At 69.7% G+C, this 24412-nt stretch carries 2 protein-coding genes and 1 pseudogene; 2 read left to right on the top strand and 1 reads right to left on the bottom strand.

The genetic code is table 11. The features are described 5' to 3' along the window. Positions 1 to 14: 14 nt before the first annotated feature. A pseudogene (locus tag CGL27_RS09730) lies at positions 15 to 509 on the bottom strand (SAM-dependent methyltransferase). A gap of 338 nt (positions 510 to 847) precedes the next feature. On the opposite strand from CGL27_RS09730, the gene CGL27_RS09720 reads away from it, so the two are divergent. Together CGL27_RS09720 and CGL27_RS09715 are read left to right on the top strand one after the other, a co-directional pair. Further along, the gene (locus tag CGL27_RS09720; protein WP_205587652.1) at positions 848 to 17827 is read left to right on the top strand and encodes a type I polyketide synthase; all 16980 of its coding nucleotides are present in this window, start codon (positions 848 to 850) and stop codon (positions 17825 to 17827) included. Between the two features lie 48 nt (positions 17828 to 17875). Then, positions 17876 to 24394 carry a type I polyketide synthase gene (locus tag CGL27_RS09715; protein WP_119985975.1) on the top strand — a complete coding sequence of 2173 codons (6519 nt, stop codon included), beginning with the start codon at positions 17876 to 17878 and terminating at the stop codon, positions 24392 to 24394. Positions 24395 to 24412 lie beyond the last annotated feature (18 nt).

The raw sequence follows: 24412 nt of genomic DNA, 5'->3' as shown, positions 1-24412 counted from the left end.
GAGGCACGTGTCAGTCAGGCCCCTTTACGGCGGGCGAGGGTGACACCGTCGGCGATGGTGAGCATGCTCACCTCCACACGTTCGTCGTCGCGTAGCAGGGCGTTCAGCGCCCGAACCCCTTCGGTGTTCGCGTCCGTGAAGGCCGGGTCGGCGACCTGCCCGAAGAACAGCGTGTTGTCCACGACGATCAGACCGCCGGGCCGCACCAGTTCCAGCGACTGCTCGTAGTACCGGGGGTAGTTGACCTTGTCCGCGTCGATGAACACCAAGTCGAAGCTTGCCGGACCCCGCTAGCCCGTGTAGGGGCCCAGCTCCAGCACGTCGGCCGCGCCTGTCATCCGAACCAGCAGGGCGAGGAACTGCCCCTCCTCCGGATTCATCTGCAGCGCAGTTCCGCCGGGCAGCTCGGCCGTCTCCTCCCGCAGCTCACGCAGGACGTCGTCCTCCCGTAGAGAGAAGTCGCGAACGTAGTCCAGCAGTGGTGAACTCAGGATCAGCTGGTCGGCCACGTGGTGCTCTCCATCCGGTACACGCGGCGCACCGGACAGAACCGGCTGTGATAGCCGCGGGCCGCGAATGCTTTCGAAATCTACCTGACACTGTCACGGGTCTCATGCCTTCGGGCGGGAGCTACCAGACCAAGGGATGCCGCGCGCAGGCCGTCCTGTCTAGTGTCGTTCGGGTCAGAGCTTGATCTTCGCGAAGCAGCCTGATGCCTGCACGCCCGCCGAACGACGAGATTCCCTTGCCGGCAAAGGAATCCGTGTTCTTTGTGAAGACCCTCCGAGCTGACTCGCCCCCGAATGGAGAAAGCCGGAAGGAGAATCGAGCCAAGGTGCTTCCCGACTTGCTCACCCCGCTATCGGTCGTCCTCAGCCAGAACGCGCGCCGGTTCCCGGACAAGATCGCTTTCGAGGACGACCGGCGCGCGATCACCTACCGAGAACTCGAAGCACGGACCCGGAGACTCGCCGGTCACCTGGTCGGCCTCGGTGTCCGGCGCGGCGACCGGGTGGCTCTGTGTCTCGGCAACTCGGTCGCGATGGTGGAGAGCTACCTCGCCGTGGTACGGGCCGGCGGCATCGGCGTACCGATCAACCCGCAGGCCGCCCCGGCGGAAATGAAATACCTCCTGGCCGACAGCGCAGCGACGCTCGCCCTCACCGGCACCGCGAATGCCGAGACATTTCTTCAGTCGATTCCTCGAGCGACACGCGAGGTGTCCGTCGTCGTGGCCGACGCCCTCGGCCCCGATGCCGGACACACCTTGCTCCCGGGCACCGTGGCGTACGAGGAAATCGTCGCCACCGAGCCCGTCACCGAAGCCCCCGATGACCTCGGCCTGGACGAGGTGGCCTGGGTGTTCTACACCTCGGGCACCACCGGCCGCCCCAAGGGCGTCCTGTCCACCCAGCGCAACTGCCTCCACTCCGTTGCCTCCTGCTACATTCCCGTGCCCGGACTCACCGAGCATGACCGCGTCCTGTGGCCACTGCCGCTCTTCCACAGCCTGTCGCACATCGCCTGCGTCCTGTCGGTCACCGTCTCCGGAGCCACCGCACGGATCATGGATGGCAGTTCGGCCGACGACATCCTGACCGCTCTCCGCGAGAACCGTTCCACCTTGCTGGCAGGCGTCCCCACCACGTACCACCACTTGGTCGGCGTCGCCCGCCGCACCGGGCTGTCTCTGCCCGACCTGAGGATCGGCCTCGTCGGGGGTGCCGTCACCGGCCCCGGACTGCGCCGTTCCTTCGAGGCGGCCTTCGGTGTCCCGCTCGTCGACGCCTACGGCAGCACCGAGACCTGCGGCGCCATCACCATCAACCCGCCTGACGGCAACGTGGTCGAGGGCTCCTGCGGCCTGCCCGTGCCCGGCGTCGGCGTCCGGATCGTCGATCCCCGCACCGGACAGGATGTGCCCGCCGGGACAGAGGGCGAGGTCTGGGTCAGCGGGCCGAACGTCATGGTCGGTTACCACAACAACCCGCAAGCCACCGCCGAGGTCCTGCAGGACGGCTGGTTTCACACCGGGGACCTGGCCCGGCACGACGAAGCCGGCTACTTCACCATCTGCGGCCGGCTCTCGGACGTCATCATCCGCGGCGGCGAGAACATCCACCCCGACGAGATCGAGACCGCCCTGCGCGGGGCCGAGGACGTGGCCGACGCCGCCGTCGCGGGCGTTCCCCACGACACCCTCGGCGAGGTCCCCGTCGCCTGGGTGGTTCCCGGTCCGAACGGCGTCGACCTCACCCGGCTGCTCGACCACTGCCGCACCCAGCTCTCCCCGTACAAGCTCCCCGAACGCATCCATGAGGCCCGGACCATCCCCAGGACCGCCTCGGGGAAGGTCATCCGTCGACTCCTCACCGACCTGCCGGCCCGGCTGCGATACGCCACCGACGGTCACTACGAGGGACTGATGCTGAGGGACTGGAGCAACGCGGCAGTCTCCTCCGACGAGCCGGAAGAGCTTCGCTGGGCGGTGGTGGGCCGCAGCGCCGACACCGATGGTCTGGCCGCCGCTCTTCGGAAGGCCGGCGTCGCCGACGTACGGCAATACCCTGACCTGTCAACGTCACGCACCACCCCTGACGCGGCCACCGACGTGACTGTCCTCGCCGAGGCGGACGCGGACACGCTGACGCCGTCCCGTGCTGGATCGGCCGAGAAGACAAGCTCCCGGCTTGTGGTCCTCACCCGGGGCGCGACGGCTGTTACCGACCGGGACGGGACGCCAGCGCGCACCGAAGTCACGCTGTGGGCCGCCGCGCGGGCCGCGCAGGCCGACGGAGGGTACGGCGCACCGCTGACAATCGTCGACGTCGAAGCCTCCACCCCGGAGTCCGTGTACGCCGGAGCGCTGATCGCCGCCGTCGCCTCGGGCCTGCCCCAGCTCGCCGTACGGGACGGGAACCTGCTGCGGCCCAGGCTGGTCCGCCTCCCCGTCGTGGACGGACCGGATTCCGCCACGCCGGCACTCGACGGCCCCGTGATCGTCACAGGCGCCGACACGAAGACAGGTGCCGCCCTCGCCCGCCATCTGGTCACCGCGTACGGAACACGCCACCTCGTGCTCGTCCAGGCAACCGATACCGTCGACGACCGGGGCCGGGCCGAGCTACCGGCGGACGGCGTGGAGATCGTCCGTGTCGTGGCCGACGGCTCGGATCCGCTGGAGCTCCGTGCGGCCCTGACCAGGACCGGTCCGGTGACCGCGGTCGTGCACACCGCTGACGACCCCGAACTCGCCCGAACACTGGACGACCTCACCGCCGCCGACGATCTCGCCGCGTTCGTGGTGGTGACCGACGCTGCCGCACTGTTGGGCGCACAGCCCGACAGTCTTGCCCCGACGGTGGTCACCGCCGCCCTCACCGAGGCGGTGGTCCGCGACCGCCGACTGCGCGGACTACCCGGCTCGCTGCTGGCCCTCGGCCGGCCGGAGGAGGGCCCCGGCGCCTTCGACGCACTGATCGAGACCGGAACCCCGGCCCTGGTGGCACTTTGGCCGACCACCGTCAACCCGGGCGACCGAGTACAGACGCTCCTCGACACCCTGACCGGCCAGGAGCCTCGCGCCACAGCACAGGCCGACGAGACGATCACCGCCGCCCTACGCGCGCGCCTCGCAGACCTGCACGAGCGGGACCAGCTCGCCCTGCTCGGCGAGATGATCCGCCAGGAGATCGCCTCCGTCCACACCCGCACGAGCACCGAACTCACCGTGGCAGGCCGGTCCTTCCGCGATCTCGGCCTCGGCTCCCTCGCCGTCGTCGAGCTGCGCAACCGGCTGACCGGACGAACCGGGCTGCGCCTGCCCACCACCGTGACCTTCGACCACCCGACTCCCGAGGCTCTTGCCGGACACCTTCGGGCCAGGGTCCTGGGTCTGTACGACGTGGCCAGGGAGGCGACGTCGGACAAGGATCGGACGGGGGCCACCGCCCCTGCGGAGCCGATCGCGATCGTCGGTATGGCGTGCCGCCTTCCGGGCGGTGTGGCGAGCCCTCAGGACTTGTGGCGGCTGGTCAGCGAGGGCCGGGACGTCGTGTCCGGCTTCCCGGAGGACCGAGGCTGGGATCTGGGCAGTCTGTTCGACGCCGACCCGGAGAAGACCGGCACGTCGTATGCCGATCAGGGCGGATTTCTACGCGAGGCGGGCCTGTTCGATGCGGGCTTCTTCGGGATTTCGCCGCGTGAGGCGCTCGCCATGGATCCGCAGCAGCGGCTGTTGCTGGAGACCTCGTGGGAGGCGCTGGAGCGGGCCGGGATTGACCCAGGGACATTGAAAGGTCATGACGTCGGGGTCTTTTCAGGCCTCATGGCACAGGGGTACGGGCTGTCGGGTGCGGCTCCGGCGGAACTCGAGGGCTTCGGCGAGACGGGCACGGCGTCGAGCGTGGCATCCGGACGTGTGTCGTACGTGTTCGGTTTCGAGGGCCCCGCGATCACGGTGGACACGGCCTGCTCGTCCTCGCTGGTAGCCATGCACCTGGCGGCGCAGGCGTTGCGTCAGGGTGAGTGCTCGATGGCGTTGGCGGGTGGCGCGACAGTGATGGCGAACCCATCCACGTTCGTGGAGTTCTCCCGCCAACGCGCATTGTCCTCGGACGGCCGGTGCAAGTCGTACGCGGACGCCGCGGATGGCACGGGCTGGGCCGAGGGCGCCGGTGTCGTGGTCCTCGAGCGGCTGTCGGACGCGCGCCGCAACGGGCACCAGGTGCTTGCGGTGATCCGTGGCAGCGCGATCAGTCAGGACGGCGCGTCGAACGGTCTGACGGCGCCGAGTGGTCTTGCGCAGCAGCGGGTGATCCGTAAGGCGCTTGCCAGCGCGGGTTTGTCGGCGGCTGATGTGGATGTGGTGGAGGGGCATGGCACGGGCACGGTGCTCGGTGATCCCATCGAAGCGCAGGCGCTGCTGGCGACGTACGGCCAGGACCGGGAACCCGAGCGTCCATTGTGGCTCGGTTCGCTGAAGTCGAACGTGGGCCATACTCAGGCCGCCGCCGGTGTGGCTGGTGTGATCAAGATGGTGGAGGCGTTGCGGCACGGCGTGATGCCGGCCACGTTGCACGCCGATACCCCGTCGTCACAGGTGGACTGGTCGGTGGGTGCCGTCGAGGTGCTGACCGAGGCTCGCACCTGGCCGGAGACCGGCCGGCCGCGCCGCGCTGGTGTCTCGTCTTTCGGCCTCAGCGGGACGAATGCGCACCTGATTCTGGAGCATTCCCCGGAGCCTGCGTCTGAGCCGGTGGTGGATGCCGTTGATGGTGTGGTGCCCCTGGTGGTGTCGGCGGCTGCGGCCGCCTCGCTGACCGGCCAGGCGCAGCGGCTTGCGTCGTTCGTCGGTTCGGAAGGGGGTGTGGTGCTGCCGGAGGTTGCGGCGGCGTTGGTGTCGCGGCGTGCGGTGTTGTCCGAGCGTGCGGTGGTGGTGGCGGGTTCGCGTGATGAGGCGTTGTCGGGGCTGGGTGCGCTGGCTCGTGGTGAGGACGTTCGTGGGGTGGTTGTTGGTGGTGGGTTGAGGTCGGGTGGGGACGGCAAGGTTGTGTTGGTGTTTCCGGGTCAGGGTTCGCCGTGGGTTGGTATGGGTCGTGAGTTGTTGGATTGTTCGGCGGTGTTTGCGGCGCGGGTGGGGGAGTGTGCGGTGGCGTTGGAGCGGTGGGTGGATTGGTCGTTGGTGGATGTGTTGCGGGGGGATTGTTCGGCGGAGTTTTTTGAGCGTGAGGATGTGCGGCAGCCGGCGAGTTTTGCGGTGATGGTGGGTTTGGCCGCGGTGTGGGAGTCGGTGGGTGTGGTGGCGGATGTGGTGGTGGGTCATTCGGGTGGTGAGGTTGCTGCCGCGTATGTGTCGGGTGCGTTGTCGTTGGAGGATGCGGTTCGGGTTGTGGCGGTGCGGAGTCAGATCATTTCCGGTGTTCTTTCGGGTCGGGGTGGTATGGCGTCGGTGGGGTTGTCGGAGGAGGAGGTGGTTGCTCGTCTGCAGGAGTGGGATGGTCGGGTTGAGATCGGGGCGGTCAACAGTCCGTCCTCGGTGGTGATTTCTGGTGACGCCGAAGCTCTTGGTCAAGCCCTCGACGCCCTTGCGGCGGACGGCGTCAGCGCGCGCCGGGTCGCGATCGACTACGCCTCCCACACGAAGCACGTCGAAGCGATCGAAGACGCACTAGCAGCCGCGTTCGCCGACATCCGTGCCCAGGCGCCGCTGATTCCCTTCTACTCGACCGTGACCGGTGAGTGGGTGCGGGAGGCGGATGTCCTGGACGGCGGTTACTGGTATCGGAACCTGCGCAGTCAGGTCCGCTTCGGCCCCGCGATCGCTGACCTGCTGGCCGACGGCCACACCGTGTTCGTGGAGTCCAGCGCGCACCCCGTCCTGGTCCAGCCGATCAACGAGATCGTCGACCAGGCCGGCACCGGCGCCGTGGTGAGTGGATCGCTACGTCGTGACGAGGGCACCTCGCGCCGGCTGCTGACCTCGATGGCGGAACTCTTCGTCCGAGGCGTTCCCGTCGACTGGACCGGTGTCCTCCCGGCCGGTGCCGTCGCCGCCCGGGCCGACCTCCCCACCTACGCCTTCGACCACCAGCACTACTGGCTCCGCCCTGCTCCCGCCGTCGCGCTCGGACAAGCCGCCGGCGACCACCCGCTCATCGGGGCGATCGTCGGCCGACCGGACTCCGGCGGCCTCATGACCACCTCGCGGTGGTCGGCGGCCACCCACCCCTGGCTCGGCGATCACACCGTCGGTGATGTCGTGGTCGTACCGAGCGCGGCGCTGGTCGAGCTGGCCATCCGGCTCGGTGACGAAGTCGGCAGCCCCGTGATCGAGGAGCTGACCGTGGACCGGCCCATCCTGCTGCCGCTGCGCGGCGGCGGCCGAGCAGTACAGATGACCGTCGGAAAGGCCGACGAGCAGGGGCGGCGACCGGTCGAGGCATACTCCCGCCCGGACGACGCGAGCCCGGACGCGGTGTGGACACGCCACGCCCACGGCACATTGATGCCCGGACCGGTGACCCCACCGGCTTCCAGCAGCAGGTGGCCCACCACCAGTCCCACAACCGACGTCGCCCTCCATGAGGCAATCGGCGACGCCGACCGCTACGGCCTGCACCCGGCGCTGCTCGACGCGGCGATCTGCACGACCCTGCCCCCAGACATGATCGCAACCCGGTGGAGCGGGGTGACCCTGCTGGCCTCCGGCGCCGCGGCGGTACGGGTCCGCGCAGCCCGTGACGCCGCTGGAGTGACCCGCCTCGAGCTGGTGGATGCCACCGACGCGCCGGTGCTGATCGCTGATGCCGTCGTCGCCGAGCCGTTTTCGCCCGAGAAGGCGGACGCGTCGGCGCCCGGCGCCCTGTTCCAGGTCGATTGGGTCGAACTGCTCCCGCCCCCGGGGGAAACGACTGAGGAAGCCGTCACCACGGCGACCATCGCCGACGCCGAAGACCTCGCTGACCTCACAGCCGTACCAGACCTTCTGATGTACGAGGCCGGGCACTCGCCCGCCGACCCGCGCGAGGCCGTCGCCGCCGCGTTGGCCGTTCTCCAGACATGGCTGGCAGCACCGGCCCTGGCGCACACCCGCCTCGTCGTGATGATCCCCGGGGCTGAGGACGATCTCACCGCGGCCGCCGTGTCCGGCCTGCTGCGTTCGGCACAGTCGGAGCACCCCGACCGCATCGTCCTTGTCGACCGCGAGAATGCCGAACACCACGACAGCGCAGCGACCGTGAAGGCCGTGCGACTCGCGTCGGTCACGGGCGAGCCCCAAATCCGTGTGCGAGATGGCGTGACCCTCGTACCTCGGCTCAAACGCGCCCCACTCACCGAAAATCCCCGGCGCGAGTTCACCCCTGACGGCACCGTCCTCGTCACCGGCGGCACGGGGACGCTCGGCAGTCTCGTAGCCCGGCACCTGGCTACCGAACACGGCGTACGGCACCTGCTGCTGACCAGCCGGAGCGGACCGAACGCCGAAGGGGCGGCGGCGCTGTACGAGGAACTGACAAACCTCGGCACGACCGTCACCATCGCCGCGTGCGACACCGCCGACCGAGACGCTGTCGCCGCGCTCCTCGCCGCCGTACCGGACGCACACCCGCTCACCGCCGTCGTCCATACCGCCGGAGTCCTCGACGACGCCGTGGTCACCACCCTGACCCCGGACCGTCTCGACACAGTCCTGCGGCCGAAACTTGACGCCGCACTCCACCTGCACGACCTGACCCGACACATCGACCTCGCGGCGTTCGTCCTCTTCTCCTCCGCCGTCGGCGTCCTCGGCAACCCCGGCCAGGGCAACTACGCCGCCGCGAACGCCTCCCTGGACGCCCTCGCCCTGCACCGCCGCCGCTCCGGCCTGCCCGGCATCTCCCTCGCCTGGGGTTACTGGAACGCGGCCACCGCCATGACCCGGCACCTCGGCGCCGCAGACCTGCACCGCACCCGGAGCCTCGGCATGGCCGGGCTCTCCACCGCCGAGGGCATGGCGCTGCTCGACATGGCCCTGCGGGCGGGCGAGGAGACTCCCGCCGCTCTCGTGGCAACTCGGTTCGACCTTCCCGCCCTGCGGGCATCCACCCGCGCCGGAACTCCCGTGGCACCGCTCCTGCGCGGCCTCGCACCCGTTCCTCGGCCGGCCGCCACGTCCTCGCATACGGCCGTAACCGGCTCCCTGCGTCAGCGGCTCGACCGCCTGGGCGCCAGGGAGCGCACAGAGGCGCTGGTGGAACTGGTCCGGCAGAACGCCGCCCAGGTGCTCGGCCACTCCGGCGCTGACGACATCCGCGTCGACCGCGCCTTCAAGGACGCCGGCTTCGACTCGCTGACCGCCATCGAGCTGCGCAACCGGCTCGCGGCCGCGACGACTCTCACCCTGCCCTCCACCATCGTCTTCGATCACCCGAAGCCGCTGCTGCTCGCCGACCACCTGCGCGTACAGCTCTTCGGCGACGACGAACAACGATATGAAAACGACCAGCACGGCGACGGCACCGTGGCTACCCTCTCCGACGACCCGATCGCCATCGTCGCGATGGCCTGCCGCTTCCCCGGCGGTGTGGAAAGCCCCGAAGACCTGTGGCGCCTGGTCACCGAAGACACCGCGGTCATCGGCGAGTTCCCCGACGACCGCGGCTGGGACATCGATTCGCACTACGACGCTGATCCTGACCGAATCGGCAAGACCTACGTACGGCACGGCGGGTTCCTGGACGACGCAACCGGATTCGACGCCGCCTTCTTCGGGATCTCACCGAACGAGGCGCTCGCGATGGACCCCCAGCAGCGGCTGTTCCTGGAAACCTCCTGGGAGGCGTTCGAACGCGCCGCGATCGACCCGACCGGACCCGGCAGTAAGGACGTCGGCGTCTTCGTCGGCGTCAACAGCCACGACTACACCGTTCGGACGCACCACGCGCCCGGCGTCGAGGGCTTCCGCCTCACCGGCAACTCCGGCAGCGTCATCTCCGGCCGGATCGCCTACCAGTTCGGCTTCGAAGGCCCGGCTATCACGATCGACACAGCCTGCTCGTCCTCGCTCGTCGCCCTCCACCTGGCGGCCCGCGCACTCCAGCAGGGCGAGTGCTCCATGGCCCTCGCCGGCGGCGTGATGGTCATGGGCAATCTGGAGACCTTCGTCGAGTTCTCCCGGCAGCGCGGCCTCTCGCCGGACGGCCGCTGCAAGGCCTTCGCCGACGCGGCGGATGGAACCGGCTGGTCCGAGGGCGTCGGCGTGCTCCTCGTCGAACGACTCTCCGACGCACGCCGCCGAGGTCACCAGGTCCTCGCGGTGGTCAAAGGCACCGCAGTCAACCAGGACGGCGCGTCCAACGGACTCACAGCGCCCAACGGCCTCTCACAGCAGCGAGTGATCCGCAAGGCGCTCGCCGACGCCGGCCTGTCGACATCGGATGTGGACGCGGTCGAGGGCCACGGCACGGGAACGGTCCTCGGAGACCCCATCGAGGCGCAGGCGCTGCTCGCCACCTACGGGCAGAACCGGCCCGCCGACCGCCCGCTGTGGCTCGGCTCGGTCAAGTCCAACATCGGTCACACCCAAGCCGCGGCCGGCGTGGCAGGCGTCATCAAGATGGTGATGGCGATGCGGGACGGCGTCATGCCCCGCACGCTGCATGTGGACCGGCCCTCAACCCACGTGGACTGGTCCACCGGCGCGGTGCAGCTACTCGCAGAGGCCCGTCAGTGGCCCGATGCCGGGCATCCGCGATGCGCCGGCGTCTCGTCCTTCGGCATCAGCGGCACCAACGCGCACGTCGTGATCCAGCAGGCGCCGGCCGAAGACGCCACCTCGGACCAGACGCACGGCACCGAACCCGCACCATCACATTCCGCTGGTCTGCCCACGCCCGTTCCTGTGTCGGCCCGGACAGCGGCGGCTCTGCGCGCCCAGGCCGGACGCCTCGCTCGCTTCGTCGACGCGCGGCCCGAGCTGTTCCTCACCGACACCGCGCACGCGCTGGCCACTACCCGTGCCCAACTCGACCACCGGGCTGTGCTGCTGGCCACCGACCGGCAGCAGCTCGCTGACGCGCTGCGCGCACTCAGCAACGGCACACCCACCGCCGCCACTATCACCGGCCGCCCCTCCGAGGGGAAACTGGCCTTCCTCTTCACGGGGCAGGGCAGCCAGTGGGCCGGCATGGGCCGCGAACTCGCTGAACGACACCCGGTCTTCCGCGAGGCATTCACCGCCGCATGCGATGCCGTCGAACGACACCTGGACGGTCACCTGACGCGTCCGTTGCACCACGTGCTGTTCGCCGAGTCCGGCACGGCGGAAGCCGCATTGCTCGACCAGACCCTGTACACACAGGCAGGTCTCTTCGCCCTGGAGACCGCGCTGTTCCGGCTCTTCGGCTCCTGGGGCGTACATCCGGACCTCGTGGCCGGACACTCGGTCGGCGAGATCTCCGCCGCCCATGCCGCCGGAATACTCGACCTGGCGGAGGCAGGCGAACTGGTCGCCGCCCGCGGCCGGTTGATGCAGGCCCTGCCGGAGGGCGGCGCGATGGTCGCCGTCCAGGCAACGGAGGCCGAGGTCGCACTGTTGCTGGACGAGACGACAGGCGAGATCGCCATCGCCGCGGTCAACGGACCCGACGCCATCGTGCTCTCCGGCGCCCAGGACACCGTCCTCGACGTGGCCGCGCGACTGGCCGACCAGGGCCGGAAGACCAAACGCCTGAAGGTCAGTCACGCCTTCCACTCGCCACTGATGGCCCCCATGCTCGACGAGTTCCGAGCTGTCGTTGCCCGGCTGCGTCCCCGCCCGGCCACCATCCCCGTCGTCTCCACGCTCACCGGCACCCCCGCGAAGGACGGCCAGTTCGCCACCCCGGAGTACTGGGCCGACCAGGTGCGCCATGCCGTACGGTTCGCCGACGCGGTCACCGCACTGCGCGACCAGGGCGCCCGAACCTTCCTGGAGATCGGACCCGGCAGCGGCCTGACCTCTTTGGCCCTCGGCGCTCTCGGCACGGATCACGGGGGCTGCTTCGCCACCATGAGTGAGGACGACTCAGAGGAGACCTCCGTCCTCACCGCACTCGCCGAACTGCACGTCCGTGACACGGGCGTCGACTGGCCGGCGCTCCTCGGCACCCCGGCCACCGAGATCGGCACCGAACTGCCCACGTACGCCTTCCAGCACCAGCGTTACTGGGTCGAACCCGAGATCTCCGCCGCGGGCGCCGAGGCGCTCGGCGCCCGCGCCACCGGACACCCGTTGCTCAGCACGGCCATCGAGATTCCCGGGGACGGCCCCACCTGTTTGGTGCTCACAGGCCGGCTCGACCGGCGGGCCCTCGGCCGGCTCCTCGACCCCGGCACCGGTGCCGTTCCGGCAGCCGCACTTCTCGACCTCCTGGTCCACGCAGGCACCGTGGCGGGCAGCGGCGCGGTCGAACAGATCATCATCGACTCGCCGCCGACCGTGCCCGAACACAGCCACCTCCAGCTCCGCGTCCGCGTCGATGGTCCCGGCCGGGACGGGCTGCGCCCGGTCGTCATCCACAGCAGGCGGTCCGGCGACGAGGACAGCACCTGGACGCGCCACGCCCGCGCCCTGCTCCGGCCCGGCCTGCCCACACCATCCTTCGACCTGCGCACCTGGCCGGCCGCTGGAGCCGACGCCCTGGCCGACCTGCTCGACCCCCAAGAGAGCAGGGGCATACACGGCCTCACGGAACAGGACGGCCAGCTCTTCGCCAACCTTTCCCTGCCACCGGAACTCGTCGATCAAGCCGCGGGGTTCACCCTCCATCCCGCACTCCTCGACTCCGTCCTTCGCCTCCTGGCAGACCGCACCGGCGAGAGCGGGCGCGACCTCACAACCTGCACCGACCTGGCCGTGTTCGCCGAGGGCGCCACAGCCCTGCGGCTACGGGCGACGCCCGTGGACGGCGGACGCCATCTTGTGGAGCTCGCCGACCACACGGGCGAACCAGTCGCTGTGCTCGGCCCACTGGCCCTGGGCAGCCCCACCAGCGTCACCATCGCCGCCACGGTTGCCACCCCTGCCCCCGGCGAAACGCATACGACGAAGGACGGTCAGCTGGTCCGACGCATCGTCGGCCGTCCGGCCGCCGAGAAGGGATCACTGGCCCACCGGCTCGCCGCGCTGGACGCCACCGAACAGCAGCGGGCACTGCTGGACCTCGTGAAGGAGAGCGCGGCCGTCGTCCTCGGCCACACCGGCGCCGAAGCACTGGAGGAGAACCGGCCGTTCAAGGACCTCGGCTTCGACTCGCTCAGCGCCGTCAAACTCCGCAACCGGTTGCACGACTTCACTGGCGTGAGCCTGCCCAGCACTGTCGTCTTCGACCACCCCACCCCTTCCACTCTCGCCGGGCACCTGCGCATCGAACTGCTGGGCGAGGAAGTCGTACCCGAACCGGCTGAAGGCATCCGACCCGGACCTGCCGTGCCGGCGGAATCCGACGAGCCGATCGCCATCATCGCCATGAGCACCCGCCTGCCCGGTGGTGTCGACACCCCTGAGGACTTGTGGCGATTGGTCATCGACGAGCGCGACGCGCTCTCCGTCTTCCCGCACAACCGGGACTGGGACGTCGATGCGCTGTACCACCCGGACCCTGCCCACCCCGGCACCACCTACACCCGCGTCGGCGGATTCCTGCACGACGCCGCCCAGTTCGACGCCAAACTCTTCGGGATCTCACCGCGCGAGGCCCTCGCGATGGATCCGCAGCAGCGGCTGCTCCTGGAGACCTCGTGGGAGGCCCTGGAACGCGCCGGAATCGACCCCCTCTCCGTCCGGGGCCACGACATCGGCGTTTTCACCGGCATCGTCCACCACGACTACGTCACCCGGCTGAGGCAGGTCCCCGAGGACGTCCGGGGCTACGTGATGACCGGCACGTCGCCGAGCGTGGCGTCGGGGCGCGTGGCGTACGTGTTCGGCTTCGAAGGGCCGGCGGTGACCATCGACACGGCTTGCTCGTCCTCGCTCGTAGCGATGCACCTGGCGGCCCAGGCGATCCGGCGCGGAGAGTGCTCACTCGCGCTCGCCGGAGGTGCGACCGTCATGTCCAGCCCGGATGCCTTCGTCGAATTCGCCGGCCAGCGCGGACTCTCCCCCGACGGCCGCTGCAAGGCGTACTCCTCGACCGCGGACGGCACGGGTTTCGCCGAGGGCGTCGGCGTGATCGTCCTGGAGCGCCTGTCGCAAGCCCGTCGCAACGGCCACCGGATCCTGGCCGTGGTGCGCGGCAGCGCGGTCAACCAGGACGGCGCCTCGAACGGGCTGTCCGCCCCCAGCGGACCATCCCAGCAACGCGTCATCCGACGCGCCCTGTCTGACGCCGGCCTGTCGACGAAGGACATCGACATCGTCGAGGGCCACGGCACCGGCACCCCCCTGGGCGACCCGATCGAGGTCCAGGCGCTACTCGCCACCTACGGCCAGGACCGGCCCGCCGACAGTCCCCTGTGGCTCGGCTCGCTGAAGTCCAACATCGGCCACACCCAGGCAGCCGCGGGCATCTCCGGCGTCATCAAAATGGTCCAAGCGCTACAGCACGGCGTCATGCCGCCGACGCTCCACGTCGCCGAGCCGACACCGCGGGTGGATTGGGCGACCAACGCGATCGCCCTGCTCACGCAGGCACGGGAATGGCCGGCCACCGGCCGCCCGCGCCGAGCCGCCGTCTCCTCCTTCGGCGTGAGCGGCACGAACGCGCACGTGATCCTGGAACAGGCTCCCGTAGAGCAGCCCGCAGCGATGGCCACGCCGACCGAAGCGGTGGGCCCGCTGGTCGTGTCCGCCGCATCGAAGGCATCCCTGGCAGGGCAGGCAGCGCGCCTCGCGACGTTCCTCGAGACCTCCGAGAACTCCGCGCCGCTGGATGCCGTGGCGGCGGGGTTGGTGTCGCAGCGGACGGTGTTGTCCGAGCGTGCAGTGGTGGTGGCCGGTTCCCGTGCCGAGGCGCTGGCGGGTCTGCACGGGCTCGCGCGGGGTGAATCTCATCCCGATGTCGTCGCCGGGAGCGCGGTGGCTGCGGGCCGGACGGTGCTGGTGTTCCCGGGCCAGGGTTCGCAGTGGGAGGGCATGGGCCGTGAACTCCTCGACTCCTCACCGGTGTTCGCGCAGCGGGTCGGGGAGTGCGCAGCGGCGCTTGAGCAATGGGTTGACTGGTCGTTGGTGGACGTGCTGCGGGGGGATGTTCCGGCCGAGATGCTGGACAGGATCGAGGTGATCCAGCCGGCGCTGTTCTCCGTGATGGTGGGGCTTGCCGCGGTGTGGGCGTCGATGGGCGTGGTGCCGGATGCGGTGGTCGGTCACTCGCAGGGTGAGATCGCCGCCGCGTGTGTCTCGGGCGCGCTGTCATTGGAGGACGCAGCTCGGATTGTAGTGCTGCGCTCACAGCTGTTCGCCGACGAACTGGTGGGGCGAGGCGCCGTGGCATCCGTGGCGCTGTCCAGGCAAGACGCGGAAGAGTTGCTGGCGCCGTACGGAGACCGGTTGGCTATCGCGGGCGTGAACAGCCCCCGCTCGGTGACCGTGGCCGGGGCGCACGAGCCGCTCGAGGAGCTGGTTGCGGCGCTGACCGAGCGAGGGATCCGGGCCCGGATCGTGCCCTCGACAGTCGCCTCGCACTCCCCGCAGGTCGACAGGCTGCGCGACCGCATCACCGAACTGCTGTCCTTCGTACGCCCCGGCAAGGGCCGCGTGCCGCTCTACTCGACCGTCACCGGCGAGGTCCTGCACGGCCCTGAACTGACGGCCGACTACTGGTTCGAGAACTGCCGCCGACCGGTCGATTTCGAGCCCGTCGTCCGCAAGCTGCTGGCCGGCGGTCACACCGTGTTCGTGGAGTCGAGCGCCCACCCGGTCCTGGTCCAGCCGCTCAATCAGATCGTGGACGAGGAGGATGACAACGTCCGGCTGCGTACCGTTGTCGGCAGCACGCTGCGCCGTGACGAGGGCGGCCCGCGCCGCCTGCTCGCCTCGATGGCCGAGCTCTTCGTCCGGGGTGTTCCCGTCGACTGGACCAACGTCCTCATGGCCGGGGCCGGACACGTCGACCTTCCGACGTACGCCTTCGACCGGCGCCACTACTGGTTGCAGGATGCTGAGAAAGCCGACGACAGCGGCGCCTCTGACAACTCCGCCGACGCGGACTTCTGGAGCGCAGTCGAGCAGACCGACGCGGACTCGCTCGCCGGGCTCCTCGCCCCGGACTCCGCCGGTCTGCGCGACGCCTTGCGCACCGTCGTGCCAGCGCTTGCGGACTGGCGCGGCAGGAGCCTGCGGCGCTCCAGCGCTGAACGCCTCCGCTACGCTGTCGCCTGGCGGCCCCTGGACCGTGAGGTGTCGGGGGTACCCGCGGGCCGCTGGCTCGCCGTCCTGCCGCCGGGATGCCCGGCCGAAACCGTGACCGGCTCCCGGGTGGCCGAGCTCATCGCGGAGCTCGGTGCCCAGGGACTCGACGTGGTGCCCTTCGAGACCGTTCCCTCCGCCTTCACCCGCACCGGACTCACCGCGCGCCTGAGCGACATCCGGGCCGAGTACGAGCCCGCAGGAGTTCTCTCCCTGCTCGCCCTCGACGGCGTGCAGGACGCCATCGACACCGTCGCCAGGACCCTCGCGCTGGTTCAGGCGCTGGGGGACGCGGGCTTGAACGGGCCGCTGTGGTGCCTGACCCGGGGCGCGGTGAACACCGGCATTCAGGACACTGCCGGCGAGCCCGGCGACGCCGCGATCTGGGGTCTGGGCCGCGCCGTGGCTCTCGAGCACCCCGACCGGTGGGGCGGCCTGATCGACCTGCCGGCGACCGCCGACGCCCGCACCGCGCAGTACCTCGTGGGCGCGCTGAACGGCACTGCGGGCGACGACCAGCTCGCCGTACGCCGCCCCGGCCTCTACAGCCGGCGGCTCGTACGCAAGCCCGCATCTCAGACCCCCGCCGACGGCGGCTGGCGGCCCCACGGCACAGTCCTCGTGACCGGCGGCGCCGAGGCCCTCGGCACCCATGCCTCGCTCTGGCTCGCCCGGTCCGGCGCGCGCCGTCTCATCGTCACAACCACGGCTCAGGTCCCCGCCGACGCCGTCACCGAGTTGCGGGGCAAGCTCGCGGCCACCGGGGTGGAGACGACAGTCGTCTCATGTGCCGACGCCGACCGTGAGACGCTCGCCCGGCTCATCGCCGAGACCCCGCGGGAACAGCCGCTGACCGCCGTCGTGCACGCCGCCGACGCTCCCTGGACCAGTGCCGTCGCCGACACCGGCCACGCCGACCTCACCGAGGTCTTCGCGGGCAAGGTCGACACCGCTGTATGGCTCGACGAACTGTTCACCGGCGCCAACGCCGCCCCGCTCGACGCCTTCGTGGTCTTCTCCTCGATCGCCGGCATCTGGGGCGGCGGTGGCCAGGGTGTCTCCGGCGCGGCCGGCGCAGTCCTGGATGCCCTTGTCGAACGGCGCCGCGGCCGAGGACTCGCGGCCACCTCGATCGCCTGGGGAGCCCTCGACGGGATCGGCCTCGGCATGGATGAGGCGGCCGCCGCGCAGCTGCGCCGCCGCGGTGTCCTGCCGATGGCCCATCAGGTCGCCGTGACCGCGTTCGAACAAGCCGCGGAGGCACGGGAGAAGGCCGTGACGGTTGTCGACATGGATTGGGAAGCGTTCATCCCGGCGTTCACCTCCGCACGGGTCAGCCCGCTCTTCGCCGACTTGCCCGAAGCCGCGGCCGCACTGCGCTCCTCCCAACCCGATGCCGAGAACAGCGACATCACCTCATCCCTGGTCGACTCTCTGCGGGACGTCCCCCAGGCCGAACAGAACCGTCTCCTGCTCCGGCTGGTCTGTGGGCAGGCCGCGACCGTCCTCGGACACAGCAGTGGGGAGAGCATCGGTCCGCTCCAGTCCTTCCAGGAGGTCGGCTTCGACTCGCTCGGCGCCGTCAACCTCCGCAACAGCCTGCACGTCGCCACCGGTCTACGACTGCCCGCGACACTCGTCTTCGACTACCCGACCCCGGACGCCGTCGTCGGCTTCCTGCGCTCCGAGCTGCTGACGGAAACGAGCGACGACCCGGAAGGGCGGGAGGACGACCTGCGACGCGTGCTCGCACAGGTCCCGCTCTCCCGCCTTCGGGAGGCCGGCCTTCTCGACACGCTGCTCAGCCTCGGCGGCTCAGTGGACGGCTCCATCCCCGGGGCGGCGACGCCCGAGCCGGCCCCGGCGGCGCCCGCCGCTGAGGACGCCACAGCCCTGATCGACGTGATGGACGTCGCCGCCCTCGTCAAGCGAGCCCTTGGTAACGAAACCCACTGATCACCTGACTTTCCGACACCACGGCGACAAAGATGGAGGCGTACCGAGATGACGGCGCCGGACGAAGAGATCGTCACCGCACTGCGTGCCTCGCTCAAGGAGAACATGCGGCTCCAACAGGAGAACCAGCGTCTCTCCGAGTCCTCGGTCGAGCCCGTCGCGATCGTGTCGATGGCTTGTCGGTACGCGGGCGGCATACGCAACCCCGAGGACCTCTGGCGGGTGGTGACCGACGGCACCGACGTCTACACCTCCTTCCCCGAGAACCGCGGCTGGGACCTGGAGGGCATCTACCACCCCGACCCGGACAACCCCGGCACGACGTACGTCCGCGAGGGTGCGTTCCTGCACGACGCCAACTTGTTCGACGCCGCGTTGTTCGGGATCTCGCCGCTTGAGGCGCTCGCGATGGAACCTCAACAGCGGCAGCTCCTCGAGATCTGCTGGGAGGCCCTCGAACGAGCCGGCATCGACCCGCACTCCGTACGCGGCGCCGACATCGGCGTATACGCCGGCCTGGTCCACCAGGACTACGCGCCCGACCTCAGCGGCCTCGAAGGCTACCTCAGCCTGGAGCGTGCTCTGGGCAGCGCGGGCGGCATCGCCTCGGGACGGGTCGCCTACGCACTCGGCCTCGAAGGCCCCGCCGTCACCGTCGACACCATGTGCTCCTCCACCCTGGTCGCCGTGCACGTAGCCACACAGGCGCTTCGGCGCGGTGAGTGCGCCATGGCCCTGGCCGGCGGCGCGACCGTCATGTCGACCCCCGGAGGGTTCATCGGCTTTGCCCGGCAGCGCGCCCTCGCCTTCGACGGCCGCTGCAAGTCGTACGGGGCCGCCGCGGACGGCTCCAGCTGGGCCGAAGGCGCCGGTGTCGTCCTCCTCGAGCGGCTGTCGGACGCGCGCCGCAACGGACACCGGGTCCTCGCGGTGATCCGCGGCTCCGCCCTCAACCAGGACGGCGCCTCCAACGGTCTGACGGCGCCCAATGGCCCGGCGCAGCGGCGCGTCATCCGCAAGGCGCTGGAGAACGCCGGCCTCACCACAGCCGACGTCGACATGGTCGAGGGCCACGGCACCGGCACCGTTCTCGGCGACCCGATCGAGGCCCAGGCCCTGATCGCCACGTACGGCCAGGACCGGCCCGAGGGCCGGCCACTATGGCTCGGCTCGGTCAAGTCGGTGATCGGACACACCCAGAGCGGCTCAGGCGTGGCCGGACTGATCAACGCGGTGCAGGCGCTCAGGCACGGCGTCATGCCCGCCACCCGGCACGTCGACGCCCCCAACCCGCAGGTGAACTGGACGGCGGGCTCGGTGGAGCTGCTGACCGAGGCCCGCGCGTGGCCGGAGCTGGGCCGGCCACGCCGGGCCGGTGTGTCCTCGTTCGGCGCCAGCGGTACGAACGCCCACATGATCCTGGAACAGGCGCCGGAAGAACCCGCAGCGGAGTCCCCCTCCGGCCCAGCGCTCGATGGAGTGGTACCGCTGGTGCTGTCGGCGGCTGCGGCCGCCTCGCTGACCGGCCAGGCGGAGCGACTGGGGTCGTTCCTCGAGGCGTCCGGCACGGTCGCGCTCGCCGATGTGGCGGCCGCACTGGTCACCGGCCGGGCGACGCTGGCCCAGCGCGCGGTCGTCGTGACCGACTCGCCCGAGGAGGCCCTGGCAGGTCTCGGTGCGCTGGCTCGTGGTGAGGACGTTCGTGGGGTGGTTGTTGGTGGTGGGTTGAGGTCGGGTGGGGACGGCAAGGTTGTGTTGGTGTTTCCGGGTCAGGGTTCGCCGTGGGTTGGTATGGGTCGTGAGTTGTTGGATTGTTCGGCGGTGTTTGCGGCGCGGGTGGGGGAGTGTGCGGTGGCGTTGGAGCGGTGGGTGGATTGGTCGTTGGTGGATGTGTTGCGGGGGGATTGTTCGGCGGAGTTTTTTGAGCGTGAGGATGTGCGGCAGCCGGCGAGTTTTGCGGTGATGGTGGGTTTGGCCGCGGTGTGGGAGTCGGTGGGTGTGGTGGCGGATGTGGTGGTGGGTCATTCGGGTGGTGAGGTTGCTGCCGCGTATGTGTCGGGTGCGTTGTCGTTGGAGGATGCGGTTCGGGTTGTGGCGGTGCGGAGTCAGATCATTTCCGGTGTTCTTTCGGGTCGGGGTGGTATGGCGTCGGTGGGGTTGTCGGAGGAGGAGGTGGTTGCTCGTCTGCAGGAGTGGGATGGTCGGGTTGAGATCGGGGCGGTCAACAGTCCGTCCTCAGTGGCCATCACCGCTGACACCGAAGCCCTCGACGAAGCCATCGAGACTTTGGAGGACCAGGGCGTCCGCGTACGCCGCATCGCGATCGACTACGCCTCGCACTCCCGGCACGTCGGGGCTGTCCAGGAGATCCTGAACGAGGCCTTCGCCGACATCCGCAGCCAAGCTCCTACCGTGCCATTCCTCTCCACTGTCACCGGCGAGTGGATCCGCGAGGCGGGTGCCCTGGACGGCAGCTACTGGTACCGCAACCTGCGCAGCCAGGTCCGCTTCGGCCCCGCGATCGCTGACCTGCTGGCCGACGGCCACACCGTCTTCGTGGAGTCCAGCGCGCACCCCGTCCTGGTCCAGCCGATCAGCGAGATCGTGGCCGGCGCCGAGGCAGACGCCGTCGTGACCGGCTCCCTGCGCCGTCACGAGGGAGGTCCGCGCCGCCTGTTCACCTCGATGGCCGACCTCTTCGTCCGAGGCATCAGCGTCGACTGGAGCGGCGTCCTCGCGCCCGGAGCCGATGCCCGCCGCGTCGACCTTCCGACGTACGCCTTCGATCACAAGAACTACTGGATGGAGCTGGCGGGTACCGCCAACGATGTCGCCTCGCTCGGCTTGTCGGGGGCTGATCATCCGTTGCTGGGTGCGGTGGTTCCGGTGCCGGAGACGAGCGGTGTGTTGTGTACGTCGCGGTTGTCGCTTCGTACGCATCCGTGGCTTGCGGATCACGCTGTGGGCGGTGTCGTGCTTGTCCCTGGCACTGCTTTGGTGGAGTTGGCGGTGCGTGCGGGTGACGAGGTGGGCTGCGGCACGTTGGAGGAATTGGTCATTGAGACGCCGCTTGTCGTACCCGCGCAAGGGAGTATGCGCGTTCAGGTCGCGGTGGGCGGCCCTGAGGAGAACGGCGCGCGTTCGGTGGCCGTGTACTCGGCTCGTGATGACGACGGTGGCGGCACCGGTACGGACGTTTGGACCCGTCACGCTGCCGGCACTCTGACGGCGGCTGCTGTCCCTGCTGCTGGTTTCGATTTCACGGTGTGGCCGCCGGTCGGCGCGGAGCGTGTGTCGTTCGATGCGGTCGGGTTCTATGAGGAGATGGCGGGCCGCGGCTACGTTTACGGTCCGGCGTTCCAGGGTCTGCGTGGGGTGTGGCGGCGGGGCGAGGAGGTGTTCGCCGAGGTCGCTCTGCCGGACGAGCAGCGTGGTGAGGCGAGCCGTTTCGGGTTGCACCCGGCGTTGCTCGACGCTGCCCTGCAGAGCGGGCTCGTCCGGCCGGCCGATGCCGGGGCGGGTATGCGTGTGCCGTTCGCTTGGAACGGGCTGCGCCTGCATGCTGCGGGTGCCTCGGAGTTGCGGGTGCGGACGGTGCCGTCCGGGCCGGACGCGGTGTCGTTGCAGGCGGCTGATGGGGCCGGTGGTCCGGTGCTGAGCCTGGAGTCGCTGGTTGCCCGGGCGGTGGACGTGGAGCAGTTGGATCGGGTGGCGACTGATGACGGCCGCGACGCGCTGTTCGAGGTGGACTGGACCGAACTGCCCGCGCCTGCTTCGAGCGTGGAGTCTCTGCCGTCGTGGGCGCTGGTGGCTTCGGTCGAGGACGTGACGGATCTGGCAGATGCCGCGGTGGTTCCTGCGCTGGCGGTTCTTCAGGCTGTTGGCGGTGACGGCGAGCATGACGCGCTTGCCCTGACCGTCAGGGTGCTGGAGGTCGTTCAGGCGTGGTTCGCTGCTGCGGGTCTGGCGGAGTCCCGGCTGGTGGTGGTCACACGGGGTGCGGTTCCGGTTGGTGGTGAGGGGGACGTCAGCGATCCTGCTGGTGCTGCGGTGTGGGGTCTGGTTCGGGCGGCTCAGGCCGAGAACCCGGACCGGATCGTCCTGCTCGATCTCGCTGCCGACTCCGGCCTCGACCTCGCTGGTACCGGGATGGGCTCGGTTCTGACTGCCGTATTGGCCGCCGATGAGCCGCAGGTCGCGGTCCGAGGCACCACGCTGTCCGTGCCGCGACTCGTTCCTGCCGGTAAGCGGGCCTTGCAGATCCCCGATGCGGGCGAGTGGCGGTTGGGGGTGGGTACTACCAGTGTTGGCACGCTCGACAGCCTTTCCCTGCTGCCGGAGCCCCGTGTTACGACGCCGCCGGCCGCAGGCCAGGTCCGCGTCGGCCTGCGAGCGCTGGGCCTCAACTTCCGTGACGTCCTTATCGCGTTGGGGATGTATCCAGGCGCGGCCGAACTGGGTGGTGAGGGCGCCGGTGTCGTCCTGGAAGTCGGCGAGGGCGTTACGGAACTGGCCGTCGGCGACCGAGTGATGGGTTTGACAGGCATCGGATATGGATCGATGACCGTCACCGATCATCGGTGTCTGGTCCGGATACCGCAGGGGTGGTCGTTCCAGCAGGCAGCCACGGTCCCCGTAGTGTTCCTCACCGCCTATTACGGTTTGCGTGATCTGGCGGGTCTGCGGGCCGGTGAGTCGGTGCTCATCCACGCTGCTGCCGGTGGTGTGGGTATGGCCGCGACGCAGCTCGCCCGGCATCTGGGCGCCCGGGTGTTCGGCACGGCAAGCCCCGGCAAATGGGGAGTACTACGGGAACTGGGATTCGATGATGCCGGCATCGCCTCGTCACGGACGGCGGACTTCGAGCAGCAATTCCTGACGGAGACCTCGGGCGCCGGAATGGACGTGGTCCTGGACTGTCTGGCCGGAGAGCTGGTGGATGCCTCGCTGCGGTTGTTGCCGCGCGGCGGCAGGTTCATCGAGATGGGCAAAACCGATACCCGGGATGCGGGCGTTGTCGCCGGAGAACATCCGGGGGTGGCTTACCAGGCGTTCGACGTTTTCGACGCCGGCCTCGACCGTATCCAGCAGATGCTCGTCGAATTGGCGAGACTGTTCGAAACCGGAGACCTCACCCCACTGCCGTTCGCCGCATGGGACGTGCGTCGCGCCCCGGACGCATTCCGTCACATGAGCCAGGCCCGGCATACCGGCAAAATGGTTTTGAGCGTTCCGAAGCCCCTCGACCTCGAGGGCACGGTTGTGCTGACCGGCGGCACCGGGTCCCTGGGCGCTGTGGTGGCCCGGCACCTGGTCGGTGAACACGGCGTGCGTCATCTCGTCCTCGCGAGCCGGCGTGGACCGAACGCCGAAGGAGCACGAGAGCTTGTTGCCGAACTCGGTGAGGCCGGCGCGACGGTGACGGCGGTGGCGTGCGATGTCACCAACCGAGACGCACTCGCCGAACTGCTCGCGGCCCTACCAGCCGAACACCCACTGACCGGCGTCGTCCATACCGCAGGCGTGCTGGACGACGGCGTGATCGCAACGCTGACACCGGAACGCGTCGCAGCCGTCTTCGCTCCCAAAGTCACCGCCGTGAGTCATCTCGACGAGCTGACACGGGAGATGGACCTGTCGATGTTCGCGGCGTTCTCATCCGCGGCGGGTGTGTTCGGCTCGGCGGGACAAGGCAACTACGGCGCCGCCAACGCGTTCCTCGACGGTTGGATGGCCAAACGCCGCGCCGACGGACTGCCCGGTATCGCGATGGCCTGGGGCCTGTGGGAACAAAACACGGGCATGACCGCGAACCTCAGCCAAGCCGACCAGGCACGCATGAGCCGCGGCGGCCTCCTGCCTATCGGCGTGGCTGAGGGCATGCGACTGTTCGACACAGCCCTACGAATGCCAACCGCACTCGCAGTGCCGATCAAGCTGGACCTCCGAGGACTGCGCGCCGACGCGACAGCCGGCGGGAGCGTCCTGGCCCTGCTGCGTGCTCTGGTACAAACCGGGCGGCGGCAGGCACAAGCCGGGGAGAACGGCAGCGGACTTACCGCGAGGTTGGTCAGTCTCACACCACAGGAGCAAGAGAAGCTGCTGCTCGACCTGGTCCTGACCCAGGTAGCCACCGTTCTCGGCTATACCGAGATAACCAATGTCGAAGCCCACAAAGCGTTCGTGGACGCTGGCTTCGACTCCCTCACCTCGGTCGAACTGCGCAACCGCCTGCGCGAAGCCACCGGCCTCAAACTCGCCGCGACAGTCGTCTTCGACTACCCCACCCCACTCGCCCTCGCCCGCCACCTGCACGACGGCCTCAAGCCCGCACAGTCCCCCGCCGGAACGCATCCGCTGTTGGCCGAACTGAGCAAGCTGGAAGCCAGGCTGGTCGAGACACCTGTCGACGACTCGATCCGCGCCCAGGTGGCTACCCGGCTCCAGGTCCTCCTGACCACCTGGTCGACGGCGAACGGAACCCCGCCGGGCGCCGAGGCGCTCGACTTCGACGCCGCCTCCGACGACGACCTCTTCGACCTCATTGACACGACGTTCAGCAACTAGCCCGCGGCAGGCAACGCT

Origin of the sequence: Streptomyces sp. 11-1-2 (assembly GCF_003595545.1) — a bacterium.
GTDB lineage: Bacteria > Actinomycetota > Actinomycetes > Streptomycetales > Streptomycetaceae > Streptomyces > Streptomyces hygroscopicus_B.
The sequence above is the reverse complement of the archived record's forward strand: the minus strand, read 5'-3'. Positions and strand labels throughout refer to the sequence as shown.

What these genes read in the sequence shown, in the direction of transcription:
- CGL27_RS09715 (WP_119985975.1), top strand. Translation starts at nt 17,876, where the DNA reads ATGACGGCGCCGGACGAAGAGATCGTCACCGCACTGCGTGCCTCGCTC.